This is a genomic window from Rathayibacter sp. VKM Ac-2857 (assembly GCF_013205025.1).
Classification (GTDB): Bacteria; Actinomycetota; Actinomycetes; order Actinomycetales; family Microbacteriaceae; genus Rathayibacter.
This window is the reverse complement of sequence record NZ_JABMLE010000002.1, coordinates 111,939-132,624: the sequence shown is the minus strand read 5'-3', so window position 1 is coordinate 132,624 and position 20,686 is coordinate 111,939. Positions and strand designations below refer to the sequence as shown.

Sequence of the window (20,686 nt, the reverse complement as noted above, 5' to 3'; positions counted from 1 at the left end):
CTCACGCCGCCGCCCCCGTCCGCACGCGGATCCGGTGCTCGAAGGCCCGGCAGAGCGCGTGCACCAGCACGAGCTGCGCCTCCTGCACGTTCGAGCCGTGGCCCTCGAGGGCGATCGACTCGTCGCAGGCCTCGGTCAGCGGGTTGGGCCCGTCGCCGGTGAGCGCCCAGGAGCGGGCACCGGCCGCGCGCGCAGCCTCGGCCGCGTGCAGCAGGTTGGCGCTGCGGCCGCTGGTCGAGAGCAGCACGACGACGTCGCCGCTGCGGGCGTGCGCCGTGACCTGGCGGGCGAAGACGTGGTCGAAGCCGTAGTCGTTGCCGATCGCGGTGAGGCTCGAGGTCTCGGAGTGCAGCGAGATCGCGGAGAAGGGGATGCGGTCGCCGTCGAAGCGGCCGACCAGCTCCGCCGTGAGGTGCTGCGCCTCCGCGGCCGAGCCGCCGTTGCCGGCCGCGAGCAGCCGCGCGCCGGTGTGCAGGCGGTCGGCCAGCTCGGCGCCCCAGGCGACGATCCGGTCGGAGTGCCGCTCCAGCTGCGCGACGACGTCGAGCGAGCGGGCGATGTGGTCGTCGACGAGGCGCCGGGCGGCGTCGGTCGTGGCGTCGGTCGGGGTGTCCAGAACGGTGTCGATGCTCATCTGCGCGGGGCCGCCTTCCGGGGGGTGGAGGAGAGGGAGGTGCGAGCGGTGCCGCTCATGGCGGCACCGCCGTCGCCGAGTCCGGCGAGGGTGGTCAGGTAGGCGCGCTCGGTGTCCGCGGCGACGCGGTCCCAGGAGTAGCGGGACTCGACGCGGGCGCGGCCGGCGGCTCCGTAGGCGCGCGCGCGCTCGGGGTCGGCGATCAGCGCGGCGAGGGCCTCGGCGAGGGCGGCGGGGTCGCGCGGCGGCACGTGCACGCCGGTGACGTCCTCGACGACCGTGTCGATCAGCCCGCCGACCGAGGAGGCGACCACCGGGACGCCGCAGGCCATCGCCTCGAGCGGGGTGATGCCGAACGGCTCGTACCAGGGCGCGCAGATCACGGTGTCGGCCGAGCGGAGCATCGCCGGCATCTCGGTCTGCGAGAGCTGGCCGGCGAAGACCACGCGATCCGCCACTCCGAGACCCTCGGCGACGCCGTGCAGGCGCTGGTACTCCGGGTCGGCGGCGAGCGCGTCGCCCGATCCGGAGCCGCCGACGATCACCAGCTCGGCGTCGCAGCCGTCGCCGACCAGGCGGGCGAGCGCCTCGATCGCGTGGCCCATGCCCTTGCGGGGCACCAGGCGGCCGATGCTCATCAGCCGGACGCGCGCGCCGCGCTCGGCGACCGGCCCGTCGGGCGTGAAGCGCTCGAGGTCGACACCGCAGGGCACCACCGAGATGCTCGAGGTCGGCACGCCCAGGCCCTTCAGCTCGAAGGCCTCGTCGGAGCAGGTGGCGACGACGCCGTCCGCCCGCTGGCCGACGCCGGGCTCGAGCCAGGCGCGCTCCTCGGGGCTGGTGTCGAGCGCGCCCTGCTGGCGGCGCTTGACCACGCCGAGCGCGTGGAAGGTGTGGAAGACGGGCACGCGGCGCCCGGTGGCCCGCTCGACCCGCTCGGAGGCGTCGAGCGCGGCGACCCCGGACATCCAGAAGTGGCTGTGCACCAGGTCGGGGCGGGAGTCGAGCCAGTCGCTCGCGAGGTCGACCGCGAAGTCGCCCATGAACGGCAGCAGCTCGTCCTTCGAGACCTTCGCGGCCGGGCCCGCATCGATGTGCACGACCTCGACGCCGGAGGTGAAGGGCACCCGGCGGGGGAGCGACGGGTCGTCGCGCCGGGTGTAGACGGTGACGCGGTGGCCACGGCGGGCGAGCGCGTCGGCGAGCGCCGCGACGTGCACGTTCTGCCCGCCGGCGTCGACGCCGCCGAGCACGGCCAGCGGGCTGGCGTGCTCGGAGACCATCGCGATCGAGAGGGGACGGCTGGTGCTCATCGGGTGCTCCCTTCCGGAGTGCCGGCGGTGGAGAGGGTGCGCGGGGCGGCGGCGAGGTCGCCGAGCAGCTCGTCCCAGTCGCGGTGGAAGCGGCCGAGGCTGTAGCGCGCGAGTGCCGCCTCGCGGGCGACCGCACCGGCGAGCGCGGCCCGCTCCGGGTCCTCCATCAGCGCACGGGCGGCTGATGCCAGCGCGTCGAGGTCGTTCGAGATCGCCCCGGCCTCGGGCGGCACGGCGCGGCCGGCCTCGGTGGTCTCCAGCGCGACGACCGGCATCCCCAGGTGCATCGCCTCGAGCAGCGCGAGGCCGAGCGAGGTCCAGCGGAACGGGTGCAGGTAGACGCGGCGCCGGGCGAGCTCGGCGTGCATCGCGCCGGTCTTCACGTCGCCGAGCACGTCCAGCCGGTCGGCGGGCAGGCCGGGCGTCCCGACGAGGCCCTCGGTCTTCATCCCGAACACGTCGAGCGGCGCCACCGCGGCGAAGCGCGGCAGCAGATCGGTGCCGGTCACCCGCTGCCGGCGGACCGGCTCGTTGATGACGACGCCGAAGCGCGCCAGCTCGCCGGTGTAGAGCGGGCCGGGGTCGTTGATCCCGTGCTCGATCACCGTGGTTCGCGTCGATCCGGTGTCCCACATCAGCGCGTTGAAGTGCGTGACGTGCACGAGGAGGAGGTCGTCGCGATCCGCCAGCGGGTGGCGGTTGTCGGGCACGTCGCCGCGGGGAGTGTTGTGCTCGACGTAGACCGCGGGGATCTCGCGGCCGAGCCGCCGGCCGAGCAGGCGCTCCGCCTCGGCGAGCTCGTCGGGACGCTGGAGGAGGACGACGTCGACGTCGGCGTCGCGCAGCTCCTCCGGGGCGATCTCGGTCGTGTTCGGCCAGTCGCGGCCGCCGGTGCCGAGCCCCCAGCCGTCGCGGGCGGGAGTGGTGGGCAGCAGGTACTCGTGGTCGCCGCGGACGAACGCGTCCGCCCAGCCGCCGTGCACGTGCCAGAGCAGGATCCTCATGCGAGCGCCTCCGAGGGTGTCGTGGTGGATGTCATGGAGTCGCGGCGCGGGAGCGCGCGGAGCCGGTGAGCGGCGGCGACCGCCTCCTCGGCGCTCACCCCCGCGAGGCAGGGGTGGCCGGGCACGGGGCAGACGCGGGCGCGCGACCCGGCGCAGGCCGCGTGCTGATCGCCGAGCAGCTCGACCGGCACGCCGTACGGCGCCCAGCGGATCGCCGGGACGACGGGCGCGAACAGGCTGACCACCGGCGTGCCGACGGCCGCCGCGAGATGTGCCGGGCCGGTGTTGCCGCTGATGACGACCTCGGCGCGGGCGAGCACCTCGGCCGCGCCGGCGAAGTCCGTCGCGCCGCCGAGGTCGATGCCGCGGCTGCCCGCGACCTGCGCGGTGAGCGCGCGCTCGCCGGGGCCGCCGGTGACGGCGACCGCGACTCCGGAGTCGGCGAGCAGCTCGACCGCGCGCGCCGCGTTCTCGGCGGGCCAGGCCCGCGCGGGAACCGCTGCACCGGGATGCACGACCACGTACGGTCCGACGCCCGCGAGCGCAGCGGGGAGGCTGCCTCCCCGGTGCACCCGCAGCAGCCCGTCGTCACCCTCGGGCAGCGCGAAGCCCGCGGCCGCCGCGATGGCGAGGGCGCGCTCCGGCTCGGGCTGGTCCTCCTCGAGCGTCTCGCCGGGCACCAGCCGGACGTCGAGCAGGGCGCCGGCGAAGTCGACGGACGCGCCGGAGATCCGCGCCACGCCGGACAGGCGCAGCAGCAGCGCCAGCGGCAGCGGCGACTGGTGGAAGGAGGTGAGGATCACGGCCTCGTCCGGGGCGAACTCCTCGACGATGGCGCGCAGCTCCGCGACGAGCGCGGCGTCGACCGGCCGCGAGGCGTCGCCGATCCACGGGCAGGACCAGGTGCGCACGGCCACCGGCCCTGGCAGCAGCGCCGCGGCGGGCGCCCCCTGCGGGCCGGCGAGCAGCAGCACCTCGGCGTCGGCCCCGATCGCGCGGACGGCCGGTCCGCAGAGCAGCACGTCACCGGCGCTGTCGAGCCGGGCCACCAGCACGCGGCGGGTCATTCGGCGTCCTCGTCCGGCTGCATCGCCAGCAGCAGCTCGACGGCCTCGAGGAGCGTCGCCGCGCGCAGTGGTGCGGCGGCCACCTCCTCGGCCCGGGTGATCGGGGTCGGCACGAGCACGCCGCGCGCCCCGGCTGCCGCCGCCGCGCCGACATCGGCGCCGATGTCGCCGATCACCGCGAGGGAGTCGGCGGGCAGCCCGAGGGTCTGCGCGGCATCCAGCACCATGCCCGGCGCGGGCTTGCGGCAGGCGCACCCGTCCTCGGGGCCGTGCGGGCAGAGCATCCACGCGTCGAAGCCACCGAACAGCTCGTCCACCCGGCGGTTCACCGCGTCGGCCTGCGCGCGGTCGATGATGCCGCGGGCGATGCCCGACTGGTTCGTCACGACGCCGAGGGCGAGCCCCGCCTCGCGGGCCCGCTCGACCGCGTCCAGCGCGGTGGGCATCGGCTCGACCAGCGCCGGATCGCCGTTGTAGGGCACGTCGACCACGAGCGTCGCGTCGCGGTCGAAGAGGATGCCGCGCAGGCGCGGGGCGCGCGGGACGGGGGCGTCCTCCGCGGTGCGGTGCGCGGAGCCCGGCTGGATCGAGTCGTTCACTTCTCCCTCGTACCCCCCTCGTCCGGGTTCCAAACGCGGGGGAGGAGAAGTCGTCCGCTCGGGCGCGTCGGGGCCGCCGCGGCCTCGGCGGCCCCGCGCGCCGGACATCCGCGCGTCTGAGGTCGCCGGAGCGGGGTACGGGACCTCCGACAGGAAGGAGGCGCCGTGCGCGCTCTCACCGCCCCGGACGGAACCCCGGAGATCCTCGCGCTGCGAGCCCTCAAGCTCGGCGACATCCTCGTGGCCGTCCCCGCCCTCAAGGCCCTGCGCCGCGGGTTCCCCGAGCACCGGCTGATCCTCGCGACCACGCCCTGGCTCGAGCCGATCGTCGACCTGATCGACGGACTCGACGCCCTGGTACCGACCCTGCGCGGGCTGGACGATCCGCTGCCGGTCGTGCCCGGCCGCATCGAGCTGGCCGTCAACCTGCACGGCAACGGCCCGGAGTCGCGCGACGCACTGATCGCGCTCGAGCCGGAGCGCCGCCTCGAGTTCCGCGTGCCCGCTCTCGACCCCGACGCGAGCCACGACGACCCCCGCCCGCTCTGGCTCGACGGCGAGCTGGAGCGCGCCCGCTGGGCCCGGCTGGTCAACTCGATCGGCCTCGACGCCGACCCCGAGGACGTCGGCATCGCCGTCCCGGCCGTGCCCCCGCCCGTCGACGGCGCCGCGATCGTGCACATCGGCGCCTTCTACGGCTCGCGCGAGTGGCCGGAGGAGCGCTTCGCCGCCGTCGCTCGGTCGCTGGCCGCCGAGGGCCACCGCGTCGTCTACACCGGAGGCGCGAACGAGGCCGACCGTGCCCGTCGCGTCGCCGAGCGGGCCGGCACCGGCGAGGTGCTCGCCGGGGCGATCGACCTGTCGGAGTTCGCCGCGGTCGTCGCCGCGGCCGAGGTGCTCGTCACGGTCGACACCGGAGCCGCGCACCTCGCCTCCGCGTACGGCATCCCGTCCGTGGTGATCTTCGGACCGGCGCCGCCCGAGGCCTGGGGCCCGCCGGTCAGCGGACCGCACATCGTGCTGACCGACGCGTCGCTCCGCCGCGGCGACGTCTTCTCGTCCGAGCCCGACCCGGCACTGCTCGCGGTGCAGACCGAGCACGTCCTCGATGCGCTCGCCACCATGCCCTCGCGCGCCGACGCGCACCTCAGGCGGTCCGCAGCCGCGCAGCAGGGTGAACGGGCGTGACGGTCGCGACCCGGTTCCTGGCCGCGCTGGACTGATGACCGCGGGGCTGATGACTGCGCGAGGGGGCGCCGAGGCGGTCGGCGAGCTGCGCCAGGATCCGGCGCTGCAGCCGCGAGACCTGCATCTGCGTGGTGCCGAGCGCGTCGGCGATCTGCTGCTGCGTCATCTCCTCGACGAAGCGCATCCGGAGCAGCTCGCGCTGGCCGTTCTCGAGCTCGGCGAGCGCCTGGGCCAGTCCATGCCGACGGTCGATCGCCGCGAGGTCCTCGTCCTCGCCGCCGAGCGTCTCGCCCAGCCGGACGCCGGTCTCGCCGACCGTCTCGTCCAGCGAGAGCGGGTGCCCGGCCGAGCGCGCGTCGGCGACCTCGGACGGCTCGACCCCGAGCCGGCGCGCGATCTCGCGGTCGCTGGGGTGGCGGCCGAGCTCCTGCGCGAGCTCGTCGGCGACGACCGCCGAGCGGCGGTGCAGCTCCTGCACGCCGCGGGGCGGGCGGATCATCCAGCCGAGGTCCCGCAGGTGGCGCTTGAGCTCGCCGGTGATCGTGGGCACCGCGAAGGCGGCGAAGCTGTCGCCGCGCTCCGGCGTGAAGCGGCGGGCGGCCTTGACCAGCCCGACGTAGGCGACCTGCCGCAGGTCCGCCCGATCGCCGCCGCCGCGGGACACCCGGTTCGCCATCGCCTCGGCGAGCCCGAGGTGGTCGAGGACGATCCGCTCGCGGATCCGCGCCCCTTCGGCGTCGTCAGCGGTCGCCGCCGCCTGGAAGAGCGAGAGCGTGCGGGCGTCCTTCTCCTCGCGCGGCGAGGTGGGCTCGCGCGGTGAGTCGATCTCAGGGGCGGGCGCTGAGAATGCGGTGTCGAGAACGACCGTGCTCATCGGGACCCCTTTCCGGGCATGCTGACGCGTCCGGGGCGGCAGGGTGCGACACGCTCGTCGTCGAGCGGCCCCGGGGAGAAGCAGTGAGCACAGGCCACCACTGCTCCTCCCGTTCGAGAAGTCCGTTGACTCGGAGCACTGCTTCGCGCTAAGAGCTCCTGCCGCCCGCGAGCCGGATCGGTCCCGCGAGCCGGACCGACGCCCGAGTCGGCCCCCTGTCCAGTCCGGGCGCCGATCCTCGCCCCGCCGCTAGAATCGCCGGGTATGTCTGAGCTCACCCCGCCCTCCGATCGCGCCCACGACGCGCACCCGTTCACGACCGCGACCGGGAGGGACGTCCGCGTCCGCTTCTGCCCGTCCCCGACCGGGACGCCGCACGTCGGCCTCATCCGCACCGCCCTGTTCAACTGGGCCTACGCGCGGCACACCGGAGGCACCTTCGTCTTCCGGATCGAGGACACCGACGCGGCCCGCGACAGCGAGGAGAGCTACGAGCAGCTCATCGACGCGCTCCGCTGGCTGAAGCTCGACTGGGACGAGGGCGTGGGCGTCGGCGGCCCGCACGGCCCGTACCGCCAGTCCGAGCGCAGCGACGTCTACACCGACGTCATCCAGCGCCTGCTCGCCTCGGGCCACCTCTACGAGAGCTACTCGAACGCCGAGGAGATCGACGCCCGCAACGAGGCGGCCGGCCGCGCCAAGCAGCACGGCTACGACAACTTCGACCGCGACCTCACCGAGGAGCAGCGCGCCGCCTTCCGCGCCGAGGGCCGGAGCCCCGCGCTCCGCCTGCGCGTCCCGGACGCCGACCTCTCCTTCGACGACCTCGTCCGCGGCGAGATCACCTTCCCGGCCGGCTCCTTCAGCGACTTCGTCGTCGTCCGGCCCAACGGCCAGCCGCTCTACACGCTGGTGAACCCGGTCGACGACGCGCTGATGCAGATCACCCATGTCCTCCGCGGCGAGGACATCCTGCCCTCCACCGCGCGCCAGATCGCGCTGTACCACGCGCTGATCGACATCGGACTGACGACCTTCGTCCCGCGCTTCGGCCACCTCCCGTACGTGATGGGCGAGGGCAACAAGAAACTCTCCAAGCGCGACCCCTCCGCCAACCTCTTCCACCACCGCGACCGCGGCTTCGTCCCCGAGGGCCTGGTCAACTACCTGGCCCTGCTCGGCTGGTCGCTCACCCACGACCGCGACGTCTTCTCGATCGACGAGATGATCGCCGCCTTCGACGTCGCCGACGTGAACCCGAACCCGGCGCGCTTCGACCTCAAGAAGGCCGAGTCGATCAACGGCGACCACATCCGCCTGCTCGCGGTCGACGACTTCACCGAGCGGACGATCCCCTACCTGATCGCCGCCGGCGTCCTCGAGACCGCGCCGACCGCCGACCAGCGCGCCGTCCTCGACGCCGCCGCCCCGCTCGTCCAGGAGCGCATCGGCCTGCTCGGCGAGGCGCCCGGCATGCTCGGCTTCCTCTTCACCACCGCCGACGCCCTCTCCTACGACGAGGACGCGCTCAAGGGCCTGCCCGCGAACGCCGGCGAGGTCCTCGCCGCGTCGATCGGCGCCCTCGAGCTCGTGCCCGAGGGGGAGTGGCTGACCGCCTCGATCCAGGAGGCGCTCGCCGGCGCGCTGATCGAGAACCTGGGACTGAAGCCCCGCATCGCCTACGGGCCGCTGCGCACCGCGATCTCGGGCCGCCGCGTCTCGCCGCCGCTGTTCGAGTCGATGGAGATCCTCGGCAAGTCCGAGTCGATCGCCCGCCTCGCCCGACTCGCCGACTCTCGGAGCTGATCGTGGCGGAGGTGCAGGGCGGCCACTACGACGTCGTCATCATCGGCGCCGGCCCCGCGGGGCTCTCGGCGGGGCTGAACCTCGTCCGCGCGCGCCGCAGCGTGCTGCTGCTCGACAGCAACCGGCCGCGCAACGCGGCGACCCTGCACTCGCACGGCTTCCTCACCCGCGACGGCGTCTCGCCGCTCGAGCTGCGCCGCCTCGGCCGCGCCGAGCTCGAGCAGTACGAGGAGGCGGAAGCGCACAACGCGATGGTGACCTCCGTCGAGCGCTCCGGCGGCGAGTTCGTCGTCACCGCGAAGGGCGTCCGCGGCTCGGCCGATCGCTCCGTGCTGGCGACCGCCGTCGTGGTCGCGGGCGGCCTCTCCGAGCGCCTCCCGACGCTGCCCAGCCTCCGCGCCTACTACGGCACCGCCGTGCACAGCTGCATGGAGTGCGACGGCTACGAGAAGGCCGGTGAGCCCCTGGCCCTCATCGGCGAGACCGCCGACCTCGCCGAGCGCGCCATGCTCCTCTCGCAGTGGTCGACCGACCTGATCGTCTTCACCAACGGCGTCGGAGTCGTCAGCGACACCGACGAGTCGCTGCTGAACTCGATCGGCATCCGCATCGAGCGCCGCCCCGTCGCAGACCTCGTGGGGGAGCGCGCCGTGATGACCGGCGTCGCCCTCGCCGACGGCGACGTGATCCCGCGCACCGGCGCCTTCGTCCGCCCGGTCTGGGTGCCCGTCCTCGACTACCTCGACCCGGCCGGCCCCGACGTCGACCCCGACGGCTTCCTCCGCGTCGACGCGGGCGGCCGCACCTCCGTCCCCGGCCTCTACGCCGCCGGCGAGGTCACCGCCCCCGGGCCGCAGCAGCTGATCGTCGCCGCCGGCTCCGGCGCGCAGGTCGCCTCGGCGATCAACCGCGACCTGGTCCGCGCCCGCCTCGGCGAGGCCGCCCCCGAGTCGGAGGCCCTCGCCGTGCACGATCGGGGCGCCGATTTGAGCGGCGTGCGTCCGTAGGGTACTGTCGTCTCTCGGCGCCGAGTTCTGCTCTGGCCGCCGCCTGGTCCCGGCCTCACCGCCGGATGACCATTGGGGTATGGTGTAATTGGCAACACGACTGATTCTGGTTCAGTTGTTCTTGGTTCGAGTCCAGGTACCCCAGCACTGAAGTGCTCGCGAGAGTCGAAGCTTCGCCCGGCTCCTCCGCCGCGACGGCTCCTCTCGCCGCCTCCGCTCACTGCGATCCCGCCGGCTGTGCGTCCGCCCGCCGCGATTCCGCTCGCTGTGAAGGCGTCGATCCGGCTGGCTGCTCGGCGTCCCGAGGGCGGTCCTGCCCTCCGTCCGGCACCGCCGCGCGTCCCGCGCGAACGACCCCGCATCCGCCGTCCGGCCGACGCCCGGGAACCCCGTCCATGCCACGATGAACCTGTACATCGCTCAGAAACCCGCCCCCCGCGGGTTCCGAGAAGGGGGTCTCTCGTCCATGCAATCTGATCTGTTCTGGATCGTCGGCGCCGGCATCGCCGTCGGTGTCGTCCTGCTGCTCGCCATCATCGGCTTCTTCATCTTCCGGGCCTGGTATCAGGTCCCGCAGGCCGACGAGGCCATCGTGATCGTCGGAAAGAAGCAGAAGGGCGACGACGGGCTGACGTCCAACATGACCGTCATCACCGGCGGCGGCGCCTTCGTCAACAAGCTGACCCAGCGCTCCGACCGCATCTCGCTGCGGTCGCGGCAGATCAAGATGGAGCCTGTCGCGCAGACCAAGAACGGCGTGACGATCCACCTCGCGGGCGTCGCCCTCGTCAAGATCGGCTCCACGCCGGATCAGGTGCGCGCCGCCGCCGAGCGGTTCGCCTCGCAGGACCAGTCGATCGACGTCTTCACCACCGAGCAGCTCGAGGGCGCGCTGCGCGGCGTCGTCGCGAAGCTCAGCGTCGAGGAGGTCATGCAGGACCGCCAGAAGCTCGGTGACGAGATCGCCGAGGGCATCAAGGGCGACCTGCTCGCCCAGGGCCTCGTCCTCGACTCCTTCGCCATCCAGGGCGTCACCGACCGCAACGGCTACATCGAGGCGCTCGGTGCGCAGGAGATCGAGCGCGTCCGGCGCGAGGCCGACGTCGCCCGGATCAACGCGGCCCGCGAGGTCAAGGCCCGCCAGCTCGCCACCGACGAGGCGAACCTGATCGAGCAGACCGCCTTCGACAAGAACACCGCCGCCTCGAAGTCCGAGGTCGGCCGCGCCAACGCCGAGGCCGAGCAGGCCGAGAACCTGGCCCGCGCCGAGCGCGAGCAGGCCGTCCTCGTCCAGCGCGCCGAGAACCGGCAGGCCGAGCTCGACGCCGACGTCAAGCGCGTCGCGGACGCCGAGAAGTATCGGCGCCAGACCGAGGCCGACGCCGACGCCTACGGGCGCGCGAAGAAGGCCGAGACCGACCGCCAGGTCGCGCAGCAGGTGTCCGACGCCGAGGCCTACGCCGTCCAGCGCCAGGCGGAGGCCCGCCAGGCGTCCGCCGCGGCCGAGGCGGCAGCGGTGAGCGCCCGCGCCGAGGCGGAGGCCCACGCTCTGCGCGCCAAGGCCGGCGCCGAGGCCGAGGCCCTGCGCGCGAACGCTTCCGCCGAGGCGGAGGCCATCCGCACCAAGGGTGAGGCGAGCGCGGCCGCGATCCAGGCCGAGGCGGAAGCGCTCCGCGAGAACCAGGAGGCGATCCTGGGCCGCGAGCTCATCGGACAGCTCCCCTCCCTCATGGCGGAGTTCGCGAAGGGCTACCAGAACGTCGGAACCGTCACGCTGATCGGAGGCGACACCGCGGCCACGCACATCGCCCGCGAGCAGGCGGCGAGCCTCTCGGCCACGTTCGACAGCGTCAAGTCCGCGACCGGCGTCGACCTCGGAGCGATCCTCCAGGGCCAGGCGTTCGGCCGGGGCGTGGCCTCGACCTCGGCCGCCGAGCCCGCCCCGTCGGCCGATCCCACCGCCGTCCCCTCGACGAGCTGACGACCCGAGGCCGCCCGCCCTCGCCGCGGGCGGCCCCGGCCCGGCCCGGCCCCGCCGCCGCTGTCGCCGCATCGATCCGTCACCAACGGCTGCCTCGACGGTCTCCACACGACCCTCCGCGCCGGATCGACGAACCCACTCGCACGCCGAGCACGCGGAGGCTGATCCGTCCACTCCCCGTGCGCTCCCCGGTCGGAACGTACGCTGGCCCGATGAGGCAGGGTCGGACGCGCGGGCTCGGCCGTGCCTGCGTCGTCCTGACGGCGGTACTCCTGCTGGCAGGCTGCAGCGGCGACTCCTTCCGCGCCGACTTCGCGCGCACCTTCGGCCGCGACGAGTTCGTCGCCGACCTCGAACTCGCCACCGTCGAGGACCTGCCGTTCGGCGGCGGAGTCAGCGCCGAGATCGTGGCCCGCGAGGACCTCTCGGACGCCGACCTGACCTCCCTGGCCGAGCGGCTGAGCGACTTCGCCGCGAAGCGCCCGACGGGCGACGTGCGGATCCTCCTCGACGCCGACGACCTCACCCTGCCCGTGTCCGGCGACGAGGACCTCACATCCGGCCGGATCGCCGCCGCGCTCGCACTCCGCGAGGACCCGCGCGTCGAGTCCCTCGCCCTCGCCGCCGACGACAGCGAGGACCGCGTGAGCGGCCTGAGTCTCTTCCTGTCGGAGGAGGCGACCGCCGACGACGCCTTCGCTCTCGCCCGCGACGCCCCCGCGCTCCTCCCCGACACCCCGCCCCTGCACGTGAGCGTCCAGAGCGCCGACCGCGCCCTGCTCGTCACCGGCACCCCGGGCCCCTGGCTCGACGACGCCCAGCGCCTCTGGACCGCGATCTCGGCCGCGGTCCCCACCACGGGCTTCCGCGCCGACCCCGACCACCTCGACGTGACCCTGACGAGCGACGCCGACCGCGCCGCGGCGGCACTCGCCGCCGCCGCCGTCCCCAGCGGCACGATCGCCGTCACGTTCTCCGGCCCCTGACCGCGTCGGGCGACACCGACCTCGAGCGCGGGCTCGTGCAGCCTCGTCGTCCCGGATCCCCGCGCCGGTCGGCAGCGAGGCCTTGCCCTCACTCCCAGGTCGCGACGACAGGGTTCCATCGACCTGGCACTGCGGCGGCGGACAGCACCGGGTCGGCGAAGCGCGCGACCGCGCCGAGCAGGTCGCCGAACGCCTCGGGGACCTCGCCGTCACGGTGCGAGCGGGTACGCCAGGCGCGGTACTTCTGCTGCGATCGTTCGCTCATGGGCGCGAGCGCGGGCAGGAGGGGCGCCAGCGCGACCCCGCGGTACTCGGCGACAGCGGTCATCGAGGTGCGGAGCTCTCCTGCGTCGACAGAGTGGAGTCGGGTGAGCGCGTAGACGTCGGCGAAGTCACGCCATCGAGTGTTGGCGACACCGCGGTCGATGGCAGTGACGATCTTCTCGGCGAACACCATCGTCAGCGGGTAGCCGAGCACCGTCACGGGCGGGAGGCCGAGAGGAACGACGCGCGGCAGGTCGACGAGGCGCGGTGCGGGCCAGATCGGGTCGCCGAAGTTCACGTCCATCCCGATGGTCAACCGCGCAGAGCCGAGCCGCGCGGTCAGTCTCACTCGCACGCCCGCGTACTCGTCCTCGTCGCGGATCGTCGTCGCGGTGACGGCGGAGGGGTCGAAGACGAGGCCGTCGGCGCACCCCAGCGCCGCGATCGCTCGAACACGCTCCGCGACCTCCTCGGGGTCACTGTCGAGTCCGGTCGCCTGGAGGTCGATGTCCTTCGTCGGGCGGCGCGCAGCGAACGCGGCGAGCAGCACACCGCCCTTGAGAACGAAGTCCTCGCGGTACTCGGAGAGCGCGATCCGCGCCAGCAGCCCCTCGAGCGCGTACAGAGTCATCAGCTCCTGCACGTCCGCGCCGGACCGCCGGGCGAAGGAGCGGATGGCGAGAGTCGCGTCGCCCTCCGGAGTGCCGCGCTGCGGACCAGGGCTCACAGAAGAACCTCCAGGGCCTGCTGGAGTGCGGGACGCGCCATCGGGAAGTCCTCGGCCATCGCGAGCAGCGCACCCGGGCTGCTGCCCCGCCTGCGGAGCCACTGCTTGAGCGCGCCGAGCGCCAGGTCGGCGCCCCAGACGTGCCGCAGCCGGAAGACGTCGATCAGGGTGCGCTCGGCCGAGTAGAGGCCGATCGACATCCCGCCGGGGAGTGCGTGTTCACCGCGACCGACGCCGAACGTGCCGGCGTCGAACCGGTGCCAGGTGAGGAGGGCGTGATGCACGGTGACCGTCTGAGCGCCGCGTGGAACAGCGACGTCGCTTCGAGAAGGGATCTCGTCGGTCAGCTCGTGCAGCGAGAGCGCCGTGAGGAGGCACAGCGTGGCGTCGGCGTTCTTCGCCGCGATCGCGATCCACGCCGCCGTCGTGTCGTCGGCGAGCCCAGATCGGAGGAACAGGCCGGGAGCGATGCGCTCGAACTCGCCCGTCCGGATCAAGCCGTCGAGGCCGTATCGGGTGAGGCCTTGCGCAGCCAGACCGCGGTAGTCGAGAAGGTCCGGCACAGTCGTCGCGTCCACGCTCGCCCTCCCCTCAGCAGAATTCAATACAGGGTTAGTATACCTGTACTGCTTTTCGTCGTGTCATGTGACTCCGAACGTCTGCGGCTCCGCGATCCCCTGCTCAGAAGTAGCGCGCCAGGTGCGCCCGGAGCGCCTCGTCGCAGACGTACACGTACGTCCCCCTGATCCCGCGCGTCAGCAGCACCGTGTAAATATTGCGAACGTACGCGAGCAGGTCCTCGTCGCTGTAGGTGATGCCGAGCTTCTTGTTGTTCTCGCGGCCCTTCTTGTCGAAGGAGTGCGCGCGATCGAAGACGATGCGGCCCGAGGCGGTGTCGTAGCGCAGATCCCGGCCGATGATCACTCCGGCGTAGTTCAGGTCGTAGCCCTGCACCGTGTGAATGGAGCCGACCTCGTCGATCGCGCCGGGGGAATTGATCCAGTCCCGCTGCGTCTGATTCCAGCGAAGGGACTCGTCGCCGATCACGATGTCGAAGGCGCTCTTGTCCGTCTTCGTGACCCACTTCCAGGCGTAGCCGGCGACCAAGCGCGAGAGGCCGTGCTCCCGGTCGCGCTGCACCACGGCACGCCGCAGCTCGCTCGGATCGTCGAAGAAGCGGAGGTCGTACCCGCCGAAGTCCTCGCGCGCGGGGGGAGGATCGTCGGACAGCACGGCGCGCACGTAGCCGACGTAGTCCTTGTCCGCGGCGATGCGCATCTGCGAGCGGAGCGGGTAGAGCCGACCCGCGGCCGACGCCTTTGCCAGGACGGCTCGGGTGACGGTGGCGGGCAGGTCCGCCGGGCGCACGGTCTGCGCGGTGTCGAGCATCAGGATCGTGTGCCGGCTCTGCGCGCGGATCCAGTCGAGCTGCGTGTGCTCCGGCGAGTCCGCGCCGAAGAGGCGCTCGTTGATGTCGATGAACTTCCGGTTCAGCGGCCCTGACGGCTGATTCGCGCGCTGGCTGAGCCGGTGCGCCTCGTCCACGAGCAGCAGATCGAAGGGCTCCTCGCTCTCGCCGACCTGGAACGGCGTCAGCACGAGGTCCTTCGACAGCCCCGGCGTGAGGGTGAAGACCCGCGAGATCGACCCGCGCAGCGACTGCTGCGGCACGACGAGGCCTACCCGCAGTGTCGCGAGCAGCTCGGCGTGCCCCGGGGTGAAGAACTCGCTGAAGACGGAGTCGGCGTCCAGCGGCTCCTCCGGATCGTGCCGGCGGATGTCCTGCAGGAGCTTCAGCAGGTAGATCGCGACGACGGTCTTCCCGGTGCCTGGGTCGCCCTGCACGACGACGGTGCTCCGCTCGCCAGTCTCGAGGTCGGCGAACAGCCCCTCGAGGATGTCCTCGACGGCGACGGCCTGATCGTGGTTGAGCGCTTTGAACGGCGACAGCTTGAAGAGGTCGCTGTTGACGATCTCCGGGATCGTCCGCTGGAAGAGGTGCTCCTGGGTGCGGAGCACCTCGAAGACCTCGTCGAAGGTCTCCCGGTAGGAGGCGCGGTCGAAGTAGTCGGCGTCGGTGATGCCGGCGTTCTGATTGAGGACCGTCAGGCGACCCTCGCCGGCGAGCATCCGCAGCAGGAACGACTCGAGATCGAGGCAGGCCGACTTGTTGAACGTGTCGTCGAAGACCACCCGCACACGATCGAGGCGGCTCTTGATCGGTGAGTCCAGGTGCTGGCGCAGTCGCGCCTCCGCGTTGAGCGACTCGCCGACGTAGACCTCCGAGGCGCTGTCGAGGACGTACACGACGGGCCAGTTGCGGTGCCGGGGGTCGGCGGCTCCCCAGGCGCGCACCCGGTCCCCGTCGAAGGGCAGGCGCTCGAGCTCAAAGCCGGTCATGCTTCTCGCTCCGGCCGCGCGCCTTCTCCACCGGGTACTTCGCGCGCGTCTTCTCGAGCTTGTCGAGGACGATCGCGCCGGGATCGACTCCGAGCCGGTCCGCGAGGAGGAAGCAGTACGTCAGCACGTCCGCCAGCTCGTCGACCGCCGCGGGGAGGTCGCCCTCGCCCCACTGGAAGCACTCGAGCAGCTCGCCCGACTCGATGCTGATGCTCTTCGCGAGGTTCTCCGGCGAGTGGAACTGCGCCCACTCCCGCTCCCGGACGAAGGCGCGGAGGGCGTCGAGGACGTCGTCATCGGGCATGCCAGCCAACCTACAGCGGTGCTCCCGAAGCCTTCTCGCGCGAAGATGTCCACCGAACGCCGGACGGCGCTCGTGCACGCGATGTCTCGCGCCTCCTCTACTTCAGAATTCGTTCTGAACTATGATAGAGGAATGGCCACCACCCCGATCCCGACGTTCCAGTCCTCCGAGCTGAGCCGGAACGCCCGTGCCGTCTTCGCCGCAGCGGAGGAGCAGCCGGTCGACGTCACGCGTCGCGACGGGGACGACCTCGTGCTGATGTCCAAGCGCGAGGCGGATTCGCGCGAGCAGCTGCTGCAGCTGGCCGCCCAGCTCATCGCGGTCTCGACCGACGACCGGGGAACGCTCGGCGACCGGATGGCGCAGGTCTTCCCCTGGATGCTCGCGCTGTCCGGCCCGGACCGGGAGCAGTGCGCGAAGGACCTGCTGTCGACGGCGCGCGCGTCCTTCGCCACCGGTCACGCGCACCTGGCCGCGGCCGAGCTGGTCTCCTGGCGGGAGTCGGCCACGGCGATCGCCGACGGACTCGCGATCATGCCGGTCGACTGGCTCGAGACCGGCATCGTCGTCGAGCGTCCATAGCCGTGGCGAGGGACAGCCGCGTCGAGCGGCCTCTCAAGAAGTCGGAGTACGAGATCCGCTTCGCGACGCTGCAGGCGCAGAAGGGCTGGACCGACCTCTGCGCCACCAGCCGGAACGCCCTGGCGGAGGCGTGGGACTTCCTGACGCGGACGCCGGCGGCGACGACCCCGTTGAACTACCGGTTGCGGGGCGAGCTCGGCACCCTGACGAAGGGCGCCGTCGTGCACGAGCGCTGGCAGCACAAGCCGACGCGGCAGGGCGACGCGCGCCTCTGGTTCTTCGTGGTGGGCCGGACGGTGTTCCTCGAGCAGGTGCACACCCGGCATCCGAACGCGACGAAGTGAGTCACGCCTCCGCGGCGCCGAGCTCCTTGCGCATCTGGAGCGACGTCGGCTCGTAGCCGAGCGACTCGTACAGTCCCCGCGCCGCGGTGTTGAAGCCGAAGACGTTCAGCGCGAGCGCCCGGTAGCCGCGCGAGCGGGCGTGCTCCTCCGCCAGCAGCATCGCCGCGCGGCCGAAGCCACGGCCGCGCTCCGAAGGGTCGACCTCGACGTCCCAGATGTAGGCGACGCCCTCGAGCTCCTGCGGGTGCGGGCCGACCCAGATCACGCCGACCGGGCGCCCGTCGTCGAGGACCCGCAGCACGTCGTGGCCCGGGGCGAGGACGCCGCCCGGGAACAGCCGCTCGTCGTTCGCGTCGGCGTTCCGCACGGCGGCGGCCTCGTCGTCGCCGGCGCGGATCCGGTCCTCGATGTACGTCGCGCGCTGGAGGGACATCCACTCGGCGAGTTCGGCGGGCGGGAACGGCGCGACGGAGACGGACATGACCCCACGCTCGCACACCCGCCGCGCAACATCAGCTGAGACGAGGGACCCTCGCCCCACAGCGGAGGCTTGCCCCTCTCAGCTGATGTTGCGCGCGGCTCCGGCGCCGGACACCGCTCAGGAGCGGTCCGAGCTCTCCGCCGCCTCGACCTGCTCCGCGTGCTTCTTCTTGCCGAAGCGCGTCGCCAGGAACAGCAGCGTCCCGACCACCACGTAGCCGGCGGTCCCGAGCCAGACCACGCCGGTCTGCTGCGTCAGCAGCACGACGCTCGTGATGATCGCGAGGATCGGGACGACCCGCGGCACCGAGAAGTGCGGGTGGTCCACGCGGTCCTTCTTCAGCACCAGCACCGAGATGTTCGCCGAGATGAAGACCAGGAGCAGCAGCAGCACGGTCGTCTCGGCCAGCGTGCCGACGTCGCCGATCAGGCTGAGCAGCATCGTCACGCCGCCGACGACGACGATCGAGACCCAGGGGGTGCGGCGGTTCGGCAGCACGCGGCCGAAGGCGCTGGGCAGCAGCCCCGACTTCGCCAGACCGAAGCCGACGCGGCTCGCCATCACCATGAAGAGCAGCGCGCCGTTGGCGATGGCGATGAGCGCGATCAGGCCGAACAGCCACGGCGGCACCGCCACTCCGCTGGCCGCGACCACGTCGAGCAGCGGGCCGGTCGACGCCGCGAGCTCCTCGTTCGGCAGCACGATCACCGCGCCGAGCGCGATCAGAAGGTAGACCACGGCGGCGGTGATCAGCGCGCCGAACAGCGCACGCGGGTAGACCTTCGAGGGGTTGCGGACCTCCTCCGCCATGTTCGCCGCGGCCTCGAAGCCGAGGAATGAGAAGAACGCGACGATGGAGGCGGCGAAGGCGCCCTGCAACGGGGCGACCTCGGGGTTGAACTCCAGGACGCGGCCGGCGTCGCCGTTGCCCCCGCCGAAGAAGATCGCCGCGCAGACGATCACGATCACGAGTCCGCTGACCTCGATCACCGAGGCGACCAGGTTCGCGGTCAGCGACTCCTTCACCCCGCGCAGGTTGATCAGCGTGAGCACCGCGATGAAGACGATCGCGGTCGGCACGGGCGGCACGTCGAGCAGCGCACCGAGGTAGTCGCCGGCGAACGCGTTGGCGAGCGAGGCGGCGGTGGTGATCCCGGAGGCCATCATCAGGAAGCCGACCAGGAACGACAGGTACGGCTTGCCGAACGCCCGGTCCACGTAGCGGGCGGCGCCGCCGGCGTGCGGGTACTTGGTGATCAGCTCGGCGTAGGTGCCGGCCGTCAGCAGCGCGATGACGAGCGCGATCAGCAGCGGCAGCCAGATCACCCCACCGACGTCGGCGGCCATCGTGCCGACCAGCGTGTAGATGCCGGCGCCCAGGGTGTCGCCGACGATGAAGGCGAAGAGCAGCGGGCCGGTGATGACCTTCTTCAGCGCCCCTCCGCCCTTCGCGGGGGCACTGGCGGCGGCGTTCGTCGTCTCGGTCATCCCGCGATTCCAACGAGAACGCGGGACCAGCGCAACCCCTTCCGCGAGATCGCTGCGTGATTTCTCATGATCGAAACACGCCTTCACCCATCGTGCGCGGGGCTCCGAAGGTCGCGCTCGGGCGCTCCGATCCGGCGGGAGGCGGATCCGCGCACCCGCAGGCGCCGGGTGTAGGTTCGTCCGTCGTGGAGACGGTGCCGGTGCAGACCCAGGATCGCGAGCGGAGCCAGGGCGGGCCGCCGGCCAGGGATCGCGTTCTGGACGAGCTGCGCGAGCGGCTCGGCGAGCGCGTCGTCACCGACCGCGACGTCCTCCAGGCGTACAGCCACGACGACGCCGAGTGGGCGCCGTACGGCCTGCCGCTCGCGGTCGTCCTCGCCGAGAGCGCGGAGGACGTGGCGCACGCCGTCCGCGTCGCCGCGCGCGCGGGTCTCAGCGTGGTCCCGCGCGGCGCGGGTACAGGCCTCTCCGGCGGAGCCAACGCGCTCGCCGGCTGCCTCGTCGTCTCGCTCGAGCGGATGGACGCCGTCCTCGAGATCGATGCCGACGAGCGCTTCGTCGTCGCCCAGCCCGGCGTGATCAACGACGCGCTCCGGGCCGCCGTCGCCGAGGCCCGACTCTGGTACCCGCCGGACCCGGCCAGCTCCGCCATCTCGACCATCGGCGGCAACGCCGCCACCAACGCCGGCGGCATCTGCTGCGTGAAGTACGGCGTCACCCGCGACTACGTGCTCGGGATGAAGGTCGTCCTCGCCGACGGCTCGCTCGTCAGCCTCGGCCGCCGCACCGCGAAGGGCGTCGTCGGCTACGACCTCACCGGCCTGATGGTCGGCTCGGAGGGCACGCTCGGCATCATCGTCGAGCTGACGCTGCGCCTGCTCCCGCTCGACGGCCGCGAGCAGCGCGCGATCGTCGGCTCCTTCGGCTCGCTCGAGGACGCGGGAGTCGCGGTCGCCGCGATCTCGGCCGCCGGGATCATCCCCTCCGCCCTCGAGATCATCGACAGCACCTGCCTGCGCGCCGTCGACGATTGGCAGCACCTCGGGCTGCCGCACGGCGTCGACACGCTGCTGCTCGCCAAGGTCGACGAGCCGGGGGAGGCGGGCCGCACCGCCGCCGACCGCGTCGAGGCGCTGATGGCCGGCGCCCGCGCGCTCTCCGTCGAGCAGGCCACCGACCAGGACGAGGTCGACCGGCTCTTCCTCGCCCGCCGCCTCGCCTACCCGGCGCTCGAGCGCCTGGGCCCGGTGCTCACCGAGGACGTCTGCGTCCCGCGCGGGGCCGTCCCCGAGATGCTCGCGCGGATCCGCTCGGCCGCCGCCGACCACGACGTGGTCATCGCGACGATCGCGCACGCCGGCGACGGCAACCTGCACCCGCTGATCATCGCGCCCGAGGGCGACGAAGCTGCGAAGGCCCGCGCGAAGAGCGCCTTCGACCGCATCGTCGACGACTGCCTGGACCTCGGCGGCACGGTCACCGGCGAGCACGGCGTGGGCCGGCTCAAGCTGCCGGGGGCGGCCGACGAGCTCGGCCCGCGCGTCCTCGGGATGCACCGCTCGATCAAGGACGCGCTCGATCCGCTCGGCGTGCTCAACCCGGGCAAGGCGTTCCCGGGCTGAAGCCCCGCTGTCGGT

General features: G+C 72.8%; 20 protein-coding genes and 1 tRNA gene. 9 read left to right on the top strand and 12 right to left on the bottom strand.

The features are described from left to right. Position 1: 1 nt before the first annotated feature. From HQQ86_RS08155 to HQQ86_RS08135, 5 genes are read right to left on the bottom strand one after another with little or no spacing between them, the layout of a single operon-like run. On the bottom strand, positions 2 to 634 hold the full coding sequence (locus HQQ86_RS08155; RefSeq protein WP_173287662.1) for an SIS domain-containing protein: 633 nt from the start codon (positions 632 to 634) through the stop codon (positions 2 to 4). After that, positions 631 to 1,947: a glycosyltransferase gene (locus tag HQQ86_RS08150; protein ID WP_216845269.1), complete on the bottom strand. Its 1,317-nt coding sequence runs from the start codon at positions 1,945 to 1,947 to the stop codon at positions 631 to 633. The genes HQQ86_RS08155 and HQQ86_RS08150 overlap by 4 nt, the downstream gene beginning before the upstream one ends. Continuing rightward, complete coding sequence (locus tag HQQ86_RS08145) at positions 1,944 to 2,951, bottom strand: glycosyltransferase (protein ID WP_173287661.1); 1,008 nt, start codon at positions 2,949 to 2,951, stop codon at positions 1,944 to 1,946. The genes HQQ86_RS08150 and HQQ86_RS08145 overlap by 4 nt, the downstream gene beginning before the upstream one ends. After that, positions 2,948 to 4,018 (bottom strand): glycosyltransferase family 9 protein, encoded by a 1,071-nt coding sequence (locus tag HQQ86_RS08140; protein ID WP_173287660.1) that lies wholly within the window; start codon positions 4,016 to 4,018, stop codon positions 2,948 to 2,950. Before HQQ86_RS08140 ends, HQQ86_RS08145 begins: the two co-directional genes overlap by 4 nt. Continuing rightward, positions 4,015 to 4,617, bottom strand: a complete 603-nt coding sequence (locus HQQ86_RS08135) for an HAD family hydrolase (RefSeq protein WP_367948591.1) — start codon at positions 4,615 to 4,617, stop codon at positions 4,015 to 4,017. Before HQQ86_RS08135 ends, HQQ86_RS08140 begins: the two co-directional genes overlap by 4 nt. A 165-nt stretch (positions 4,618 to 4,782) precedes the next feature. On the opposite strand from HQQ86_RS08135, the gene HQQ86_RS08130 reads away from it, so the two are divergent. Continuing rightward, the gene (locus tag HQQ86_RS08130; RefSeq protein ID WP_173287658.1) at positions 4,783 to 5,805 is read left to right on the top strand and encodes a glycosyltransferase family 9 protein; all 1,023 of its coding nucleotides are present in this window, start codon (positions 4,783 to 4,785) and stop codon (positions 5,803 to 5,805) included. Here HQQ86_RS08130 and HQQ86_RS08125 read toward each other — a convergent pair. Continuing rightward, entirely contained in the window at positions 5,765 to 6,679 is a 915-nt protein-coding gene (locus HQQ86_RS08125; RefSeq protein ID WP_173287657.1) for a sigma-70 family RNA polymerase sigma factor, read from the bottom strand. The genes HQQ86_RS08130 and HQQ86_RS08125 overlap by 41 nt on opposite strands. A gap of 264 nt (positions 6,680 to 6,943) precedes the next feature. On the opposite strand from HQQ86_RS08125, the gene gltX reads away from it, so the two are divergent. The 5 genes from gltX to HQQ86_RS08100 all read left to right on the top strand — a co-directional run bounded on the left by gltX (position 6,944) and on the right by HQQ86_RS08100 (position 12,459). After that, entirely contained in the window at positions 6,944 to 8,485 is a 1,542-nt protein-coding gene (gene gltX, locus HQQ86_RS08120; RefSeq protein ID WP_173287656.1) for a glutamate--tRNA ligase, read from the top strand. An 11-nt stretch (positions 8,486 to 8,496) separates the two neighbouring features. Further along, positions 8,497 to 9,492 carry an NAD(P)/FAD-dependent oxidoreductase gene (locus tag HQQ86_RS08115; protein ID WP_173288722.1) on the top strand — a complete coding sequence of 332 codons (996 nt, stop codon included), beginning with the start codon at positions 8,497 to 8,499 and terminating at the stop codon, positions 9,490 to 9,492. Positions 9,493 to 9,565: 73 nt separating this feature from the next. Then, a tRNA-Gln gene (locus tag HQQ86_RS08110) sits at positions 9,566 to 9,637 on the top strand. A 321-nt stretch (positions 9,638 to 9,958) separates the two neighbouring features. After that, positions 9,959 to 11,473 (top strand): SPFH domain-containing protein, encoded by a 1,515-nt coding sequence (locus HQQ86_RS08105; RefSeq protein WP_173287655.1) that lies wholly within the window; start codon positions 9,959 to 9,961, stop codon positions 11,471 to 11,473. Positions 11,474 to 11,685: 212 nt separating this feature from the next. After that, positions 11,686 to 12,459, top strand: coding sequence for a hypothetical protein (locus tag HQQ86_RS08100; RefSeq protein WP_173287654.1), 774 nt, complete (start codon positions 11,686 to 11,688; stop codon positions 12,457 to 12,459). 88 nt (positions 12,460 to 12,547) lie between these two features. On the opposite strand, the gene HQQ86_RS08095 is transcribed toward HQQ86_RS08100, so the two are convergent. The 4 genes from HQQ86_RS08095 to HQQ86_RS08080 form a co-directional block, all read right to left on the bottom strand. After that, entirely contained in the window at positions 12,548 to 13,450 is a 903-nt protein-coding gene (locus tag HQQ86_RS08095; RefSeq protein WP_367948590.1) for a nucleotidyl transferase AbiEii/AbiGii toxin family protein, read from the bottom strand. Continuing rightward, positions 13,447 to 14,028 (bottom strand): hypothetical protein, encoded by a 582-nt coding sequence (locus tag HQQ86_RS08090; protein ID WP_173287653.1) that lies wholly within the window; start codon positions 14,026 to 14,028, stop codon positions 13,447 to 13,449. The genes HQQ86_RS08095 and HQQ86_RS08090 overlap by 4 nt, the downstream gene beginning before the upstream one ends. Positions 14,029 to 14,131: 103 nt before the next feature. Further along, complete coding sequence (locus HQQ86_RS08085; RefSeq protein ID WP_173287652.1) at positions 14,132 to 15,850, bottom strand: DUF2075 domain-containing protein; 1,719 nt, start codon at positions 15,848 to 15,850, stop codon at positions 14,132 to 14,134. After that, positions 15,837 to 16,154 (bottom strand): nucleotide pyrophosphohydrolase, encoded by a 318-nt coding sequence (locus HQQ86_RS08080; RefSeq protein ID WP_173287651.1) that lies wholly within the window; start codon positions 16,152 to 16,154, stop codon positions 15,837 to 15,839. The genes HQQ86_RS08085 and HQQ86_RS08080 overlap by 14 nt, the downstream gene beginning before the upstream one ends. A 132-nt stretch (positions 16,155 to 16,286) precedes the next feature. On the opposite strand from HQQ86_RS08080, the gene HQQ86_RS08075 reads away from it, so the two are divergent. Further along, positions 16,287 to 16,736: a prevent-host-death protein gene (locus HQQ86_RS08075; protein WP_123737238.1), complete on the top strand. Its 450-nt coding sequence runs from the start codon at positions 16,287 to 16,289 to the stop codon at positions 16,734 to 16,736. A 2-nt stretch (positions 16,737 to 16,738) separates the two neighbouring features. Beyond that, a complete protein-coding gene (locus HQQ86_RS08070; RefSeq protein ID WP_173287650.1) occupies positions 16,739 to 17,080 on the top strand; it encodes a hypothetical protein in 342 nt (113 codons plus the stop codon). 1 nt (position 17,081) lies between these two features. Here the strand turns inward: HQQ86_RS08070 and HQQ86_RS08065 are convergent, their stop codons facing one another. Together HQQ86_RS08065 and HQQ86_RS08060 are read right to left on the bottom strand one after the other, a co-directional pair. Continuing rightward, positions 17,082 to 17,561, bottom strand: a complete 480-nt coding sequence (locus HQQ86_RS08065) for a GNAT family N-acetyltransferase (RefSeq protein ID WP_173287649.1) — start codon at positions 17,559 to 17,561, stop codon at positions 17,082 to 17,084. A 117-nt stretch (positions 17,562 to 17,678) separates the two neighbouring features. Then, on the bottom strand, positions 17,679 to 19,049 hold the full coding sequence (locus HQQ86_RS08060; RefSeq protein ID WP_173287648.1) for an APC family permease: 1,371 nt from the start codon (positions 19,047 to 19,049) through the stop codon (positions 17,679 to 17,681). A 200-nt stretch (positions 19,050 to 19,249) separates the two neighbouring features. Between HQQ86_RS08060 and HQQ86_RS08055 the strand changes: the two genes are divergently transcribed. Next, on the top strand, positions 19,250 to 20,671 hold the full coding sequence (locus tag HQQ86_RS08055; RefSeq protein ID WP_173287647.1) for an FAD-linked oxidase C-terminal domain-containing protein: 1,422 nt from the start codon (positions 19,250 to 19,252) through the stop codon (positions 20,669 to 20,671). Positions 20,672 to 20,686 lie beyond the last annotated feature (15 nt).

Coding starts and splice junctions, on each gene's coding strand:
- HQQ86_RS08155 (WP_173287662.1), bottom strand. CDS start 634: ATGAGCATCGACACCGTTCTGGACACCCCGACCGACGCCACGACCGAC.
- gltX (WP_173287656.1), top strand. CDS start 6,944: ATGTCTGAGCTCACCCCGCCCTCCGATCGCGCCCACGACGCGCACCCG.
- HQQ86_RS08075 (WP_123737238.1), top strand. CDS start 16,287: ATGGCCACCACCCCGATCCCGACGTTCCAGTCCTCCGAGCTGAGCCGG.
- HQQ86_RS08140 (WP_173287660.1), bottom strand. CDS start 4,018: ATGACCCGCCGCGTGCTGGTGGCCCGGCTCGACAGCGCCGGTGACGTG.
- HQQ86_RS08125 (WP_173287657.1), bottom strand. CDS start 6,679: ATGAGCACGGTCGTTCTCGACACCGCATTCTCAGCGCCCGCCCCTGAG.
- HQQ86_RS08080 (WP_173287651.1), bottom strand. CDS start 16,154: ATGCCCGATGACGACGTCCTCGACGCCCTCCGCGCCTTCGTCCGGGAG.
- HQQ86_RS08060 (WP_173287648.1), bottom strand. CDS start 19,049: ATGACCGAGACGACGAACGCCGCCGCCAGTGCCCCCGCGAAGGGCGGA.
- HQQ86_RS08150 (WP_216845269.1), bottom strand. CDS start 1,947: ATGAGCACCAGCCGTCCCCTCTCGATCGCGATGGTCTCCGAGCACGCC.
- HQQ86_RS08065 (WP_173287649.1), bottom strand. CDS start 17,561: ATGTCCGTCTCCGTCGCGCCGTTCCCGCCCGCCGAACTCGCCGAGTGG.
- HQQ86_RS08085 (WP_173287652.1), bottom strand. CDS start 15,850: ATGACCGGCTTTGAGCTCGAGCGCCTGCCCTTCGACGGGGACCGGGTG.
- HQQ86_RS08105 (WP_173287655.1), top strand. CDS start 9,959: ATGCAATCTGATCTGTTCTGGATCGTCGGCGCCGGCATCGCCGTCGGT.
- HQQ86_RS08145 (WP_173287661.1), bottom strand. CDS start 2,951: ATGAGGATCCTGCTCTGGCACGTGCACGGCGGCTGGGCGGACGCGTTC.
- HQQ86_RS08100 (WP_173287654.1), top strand. CDS start 11,686: ATGAGGCAGGGTCGGACGCGCGGGCTCGGCCGTGCCTGCGTCGTCCTG.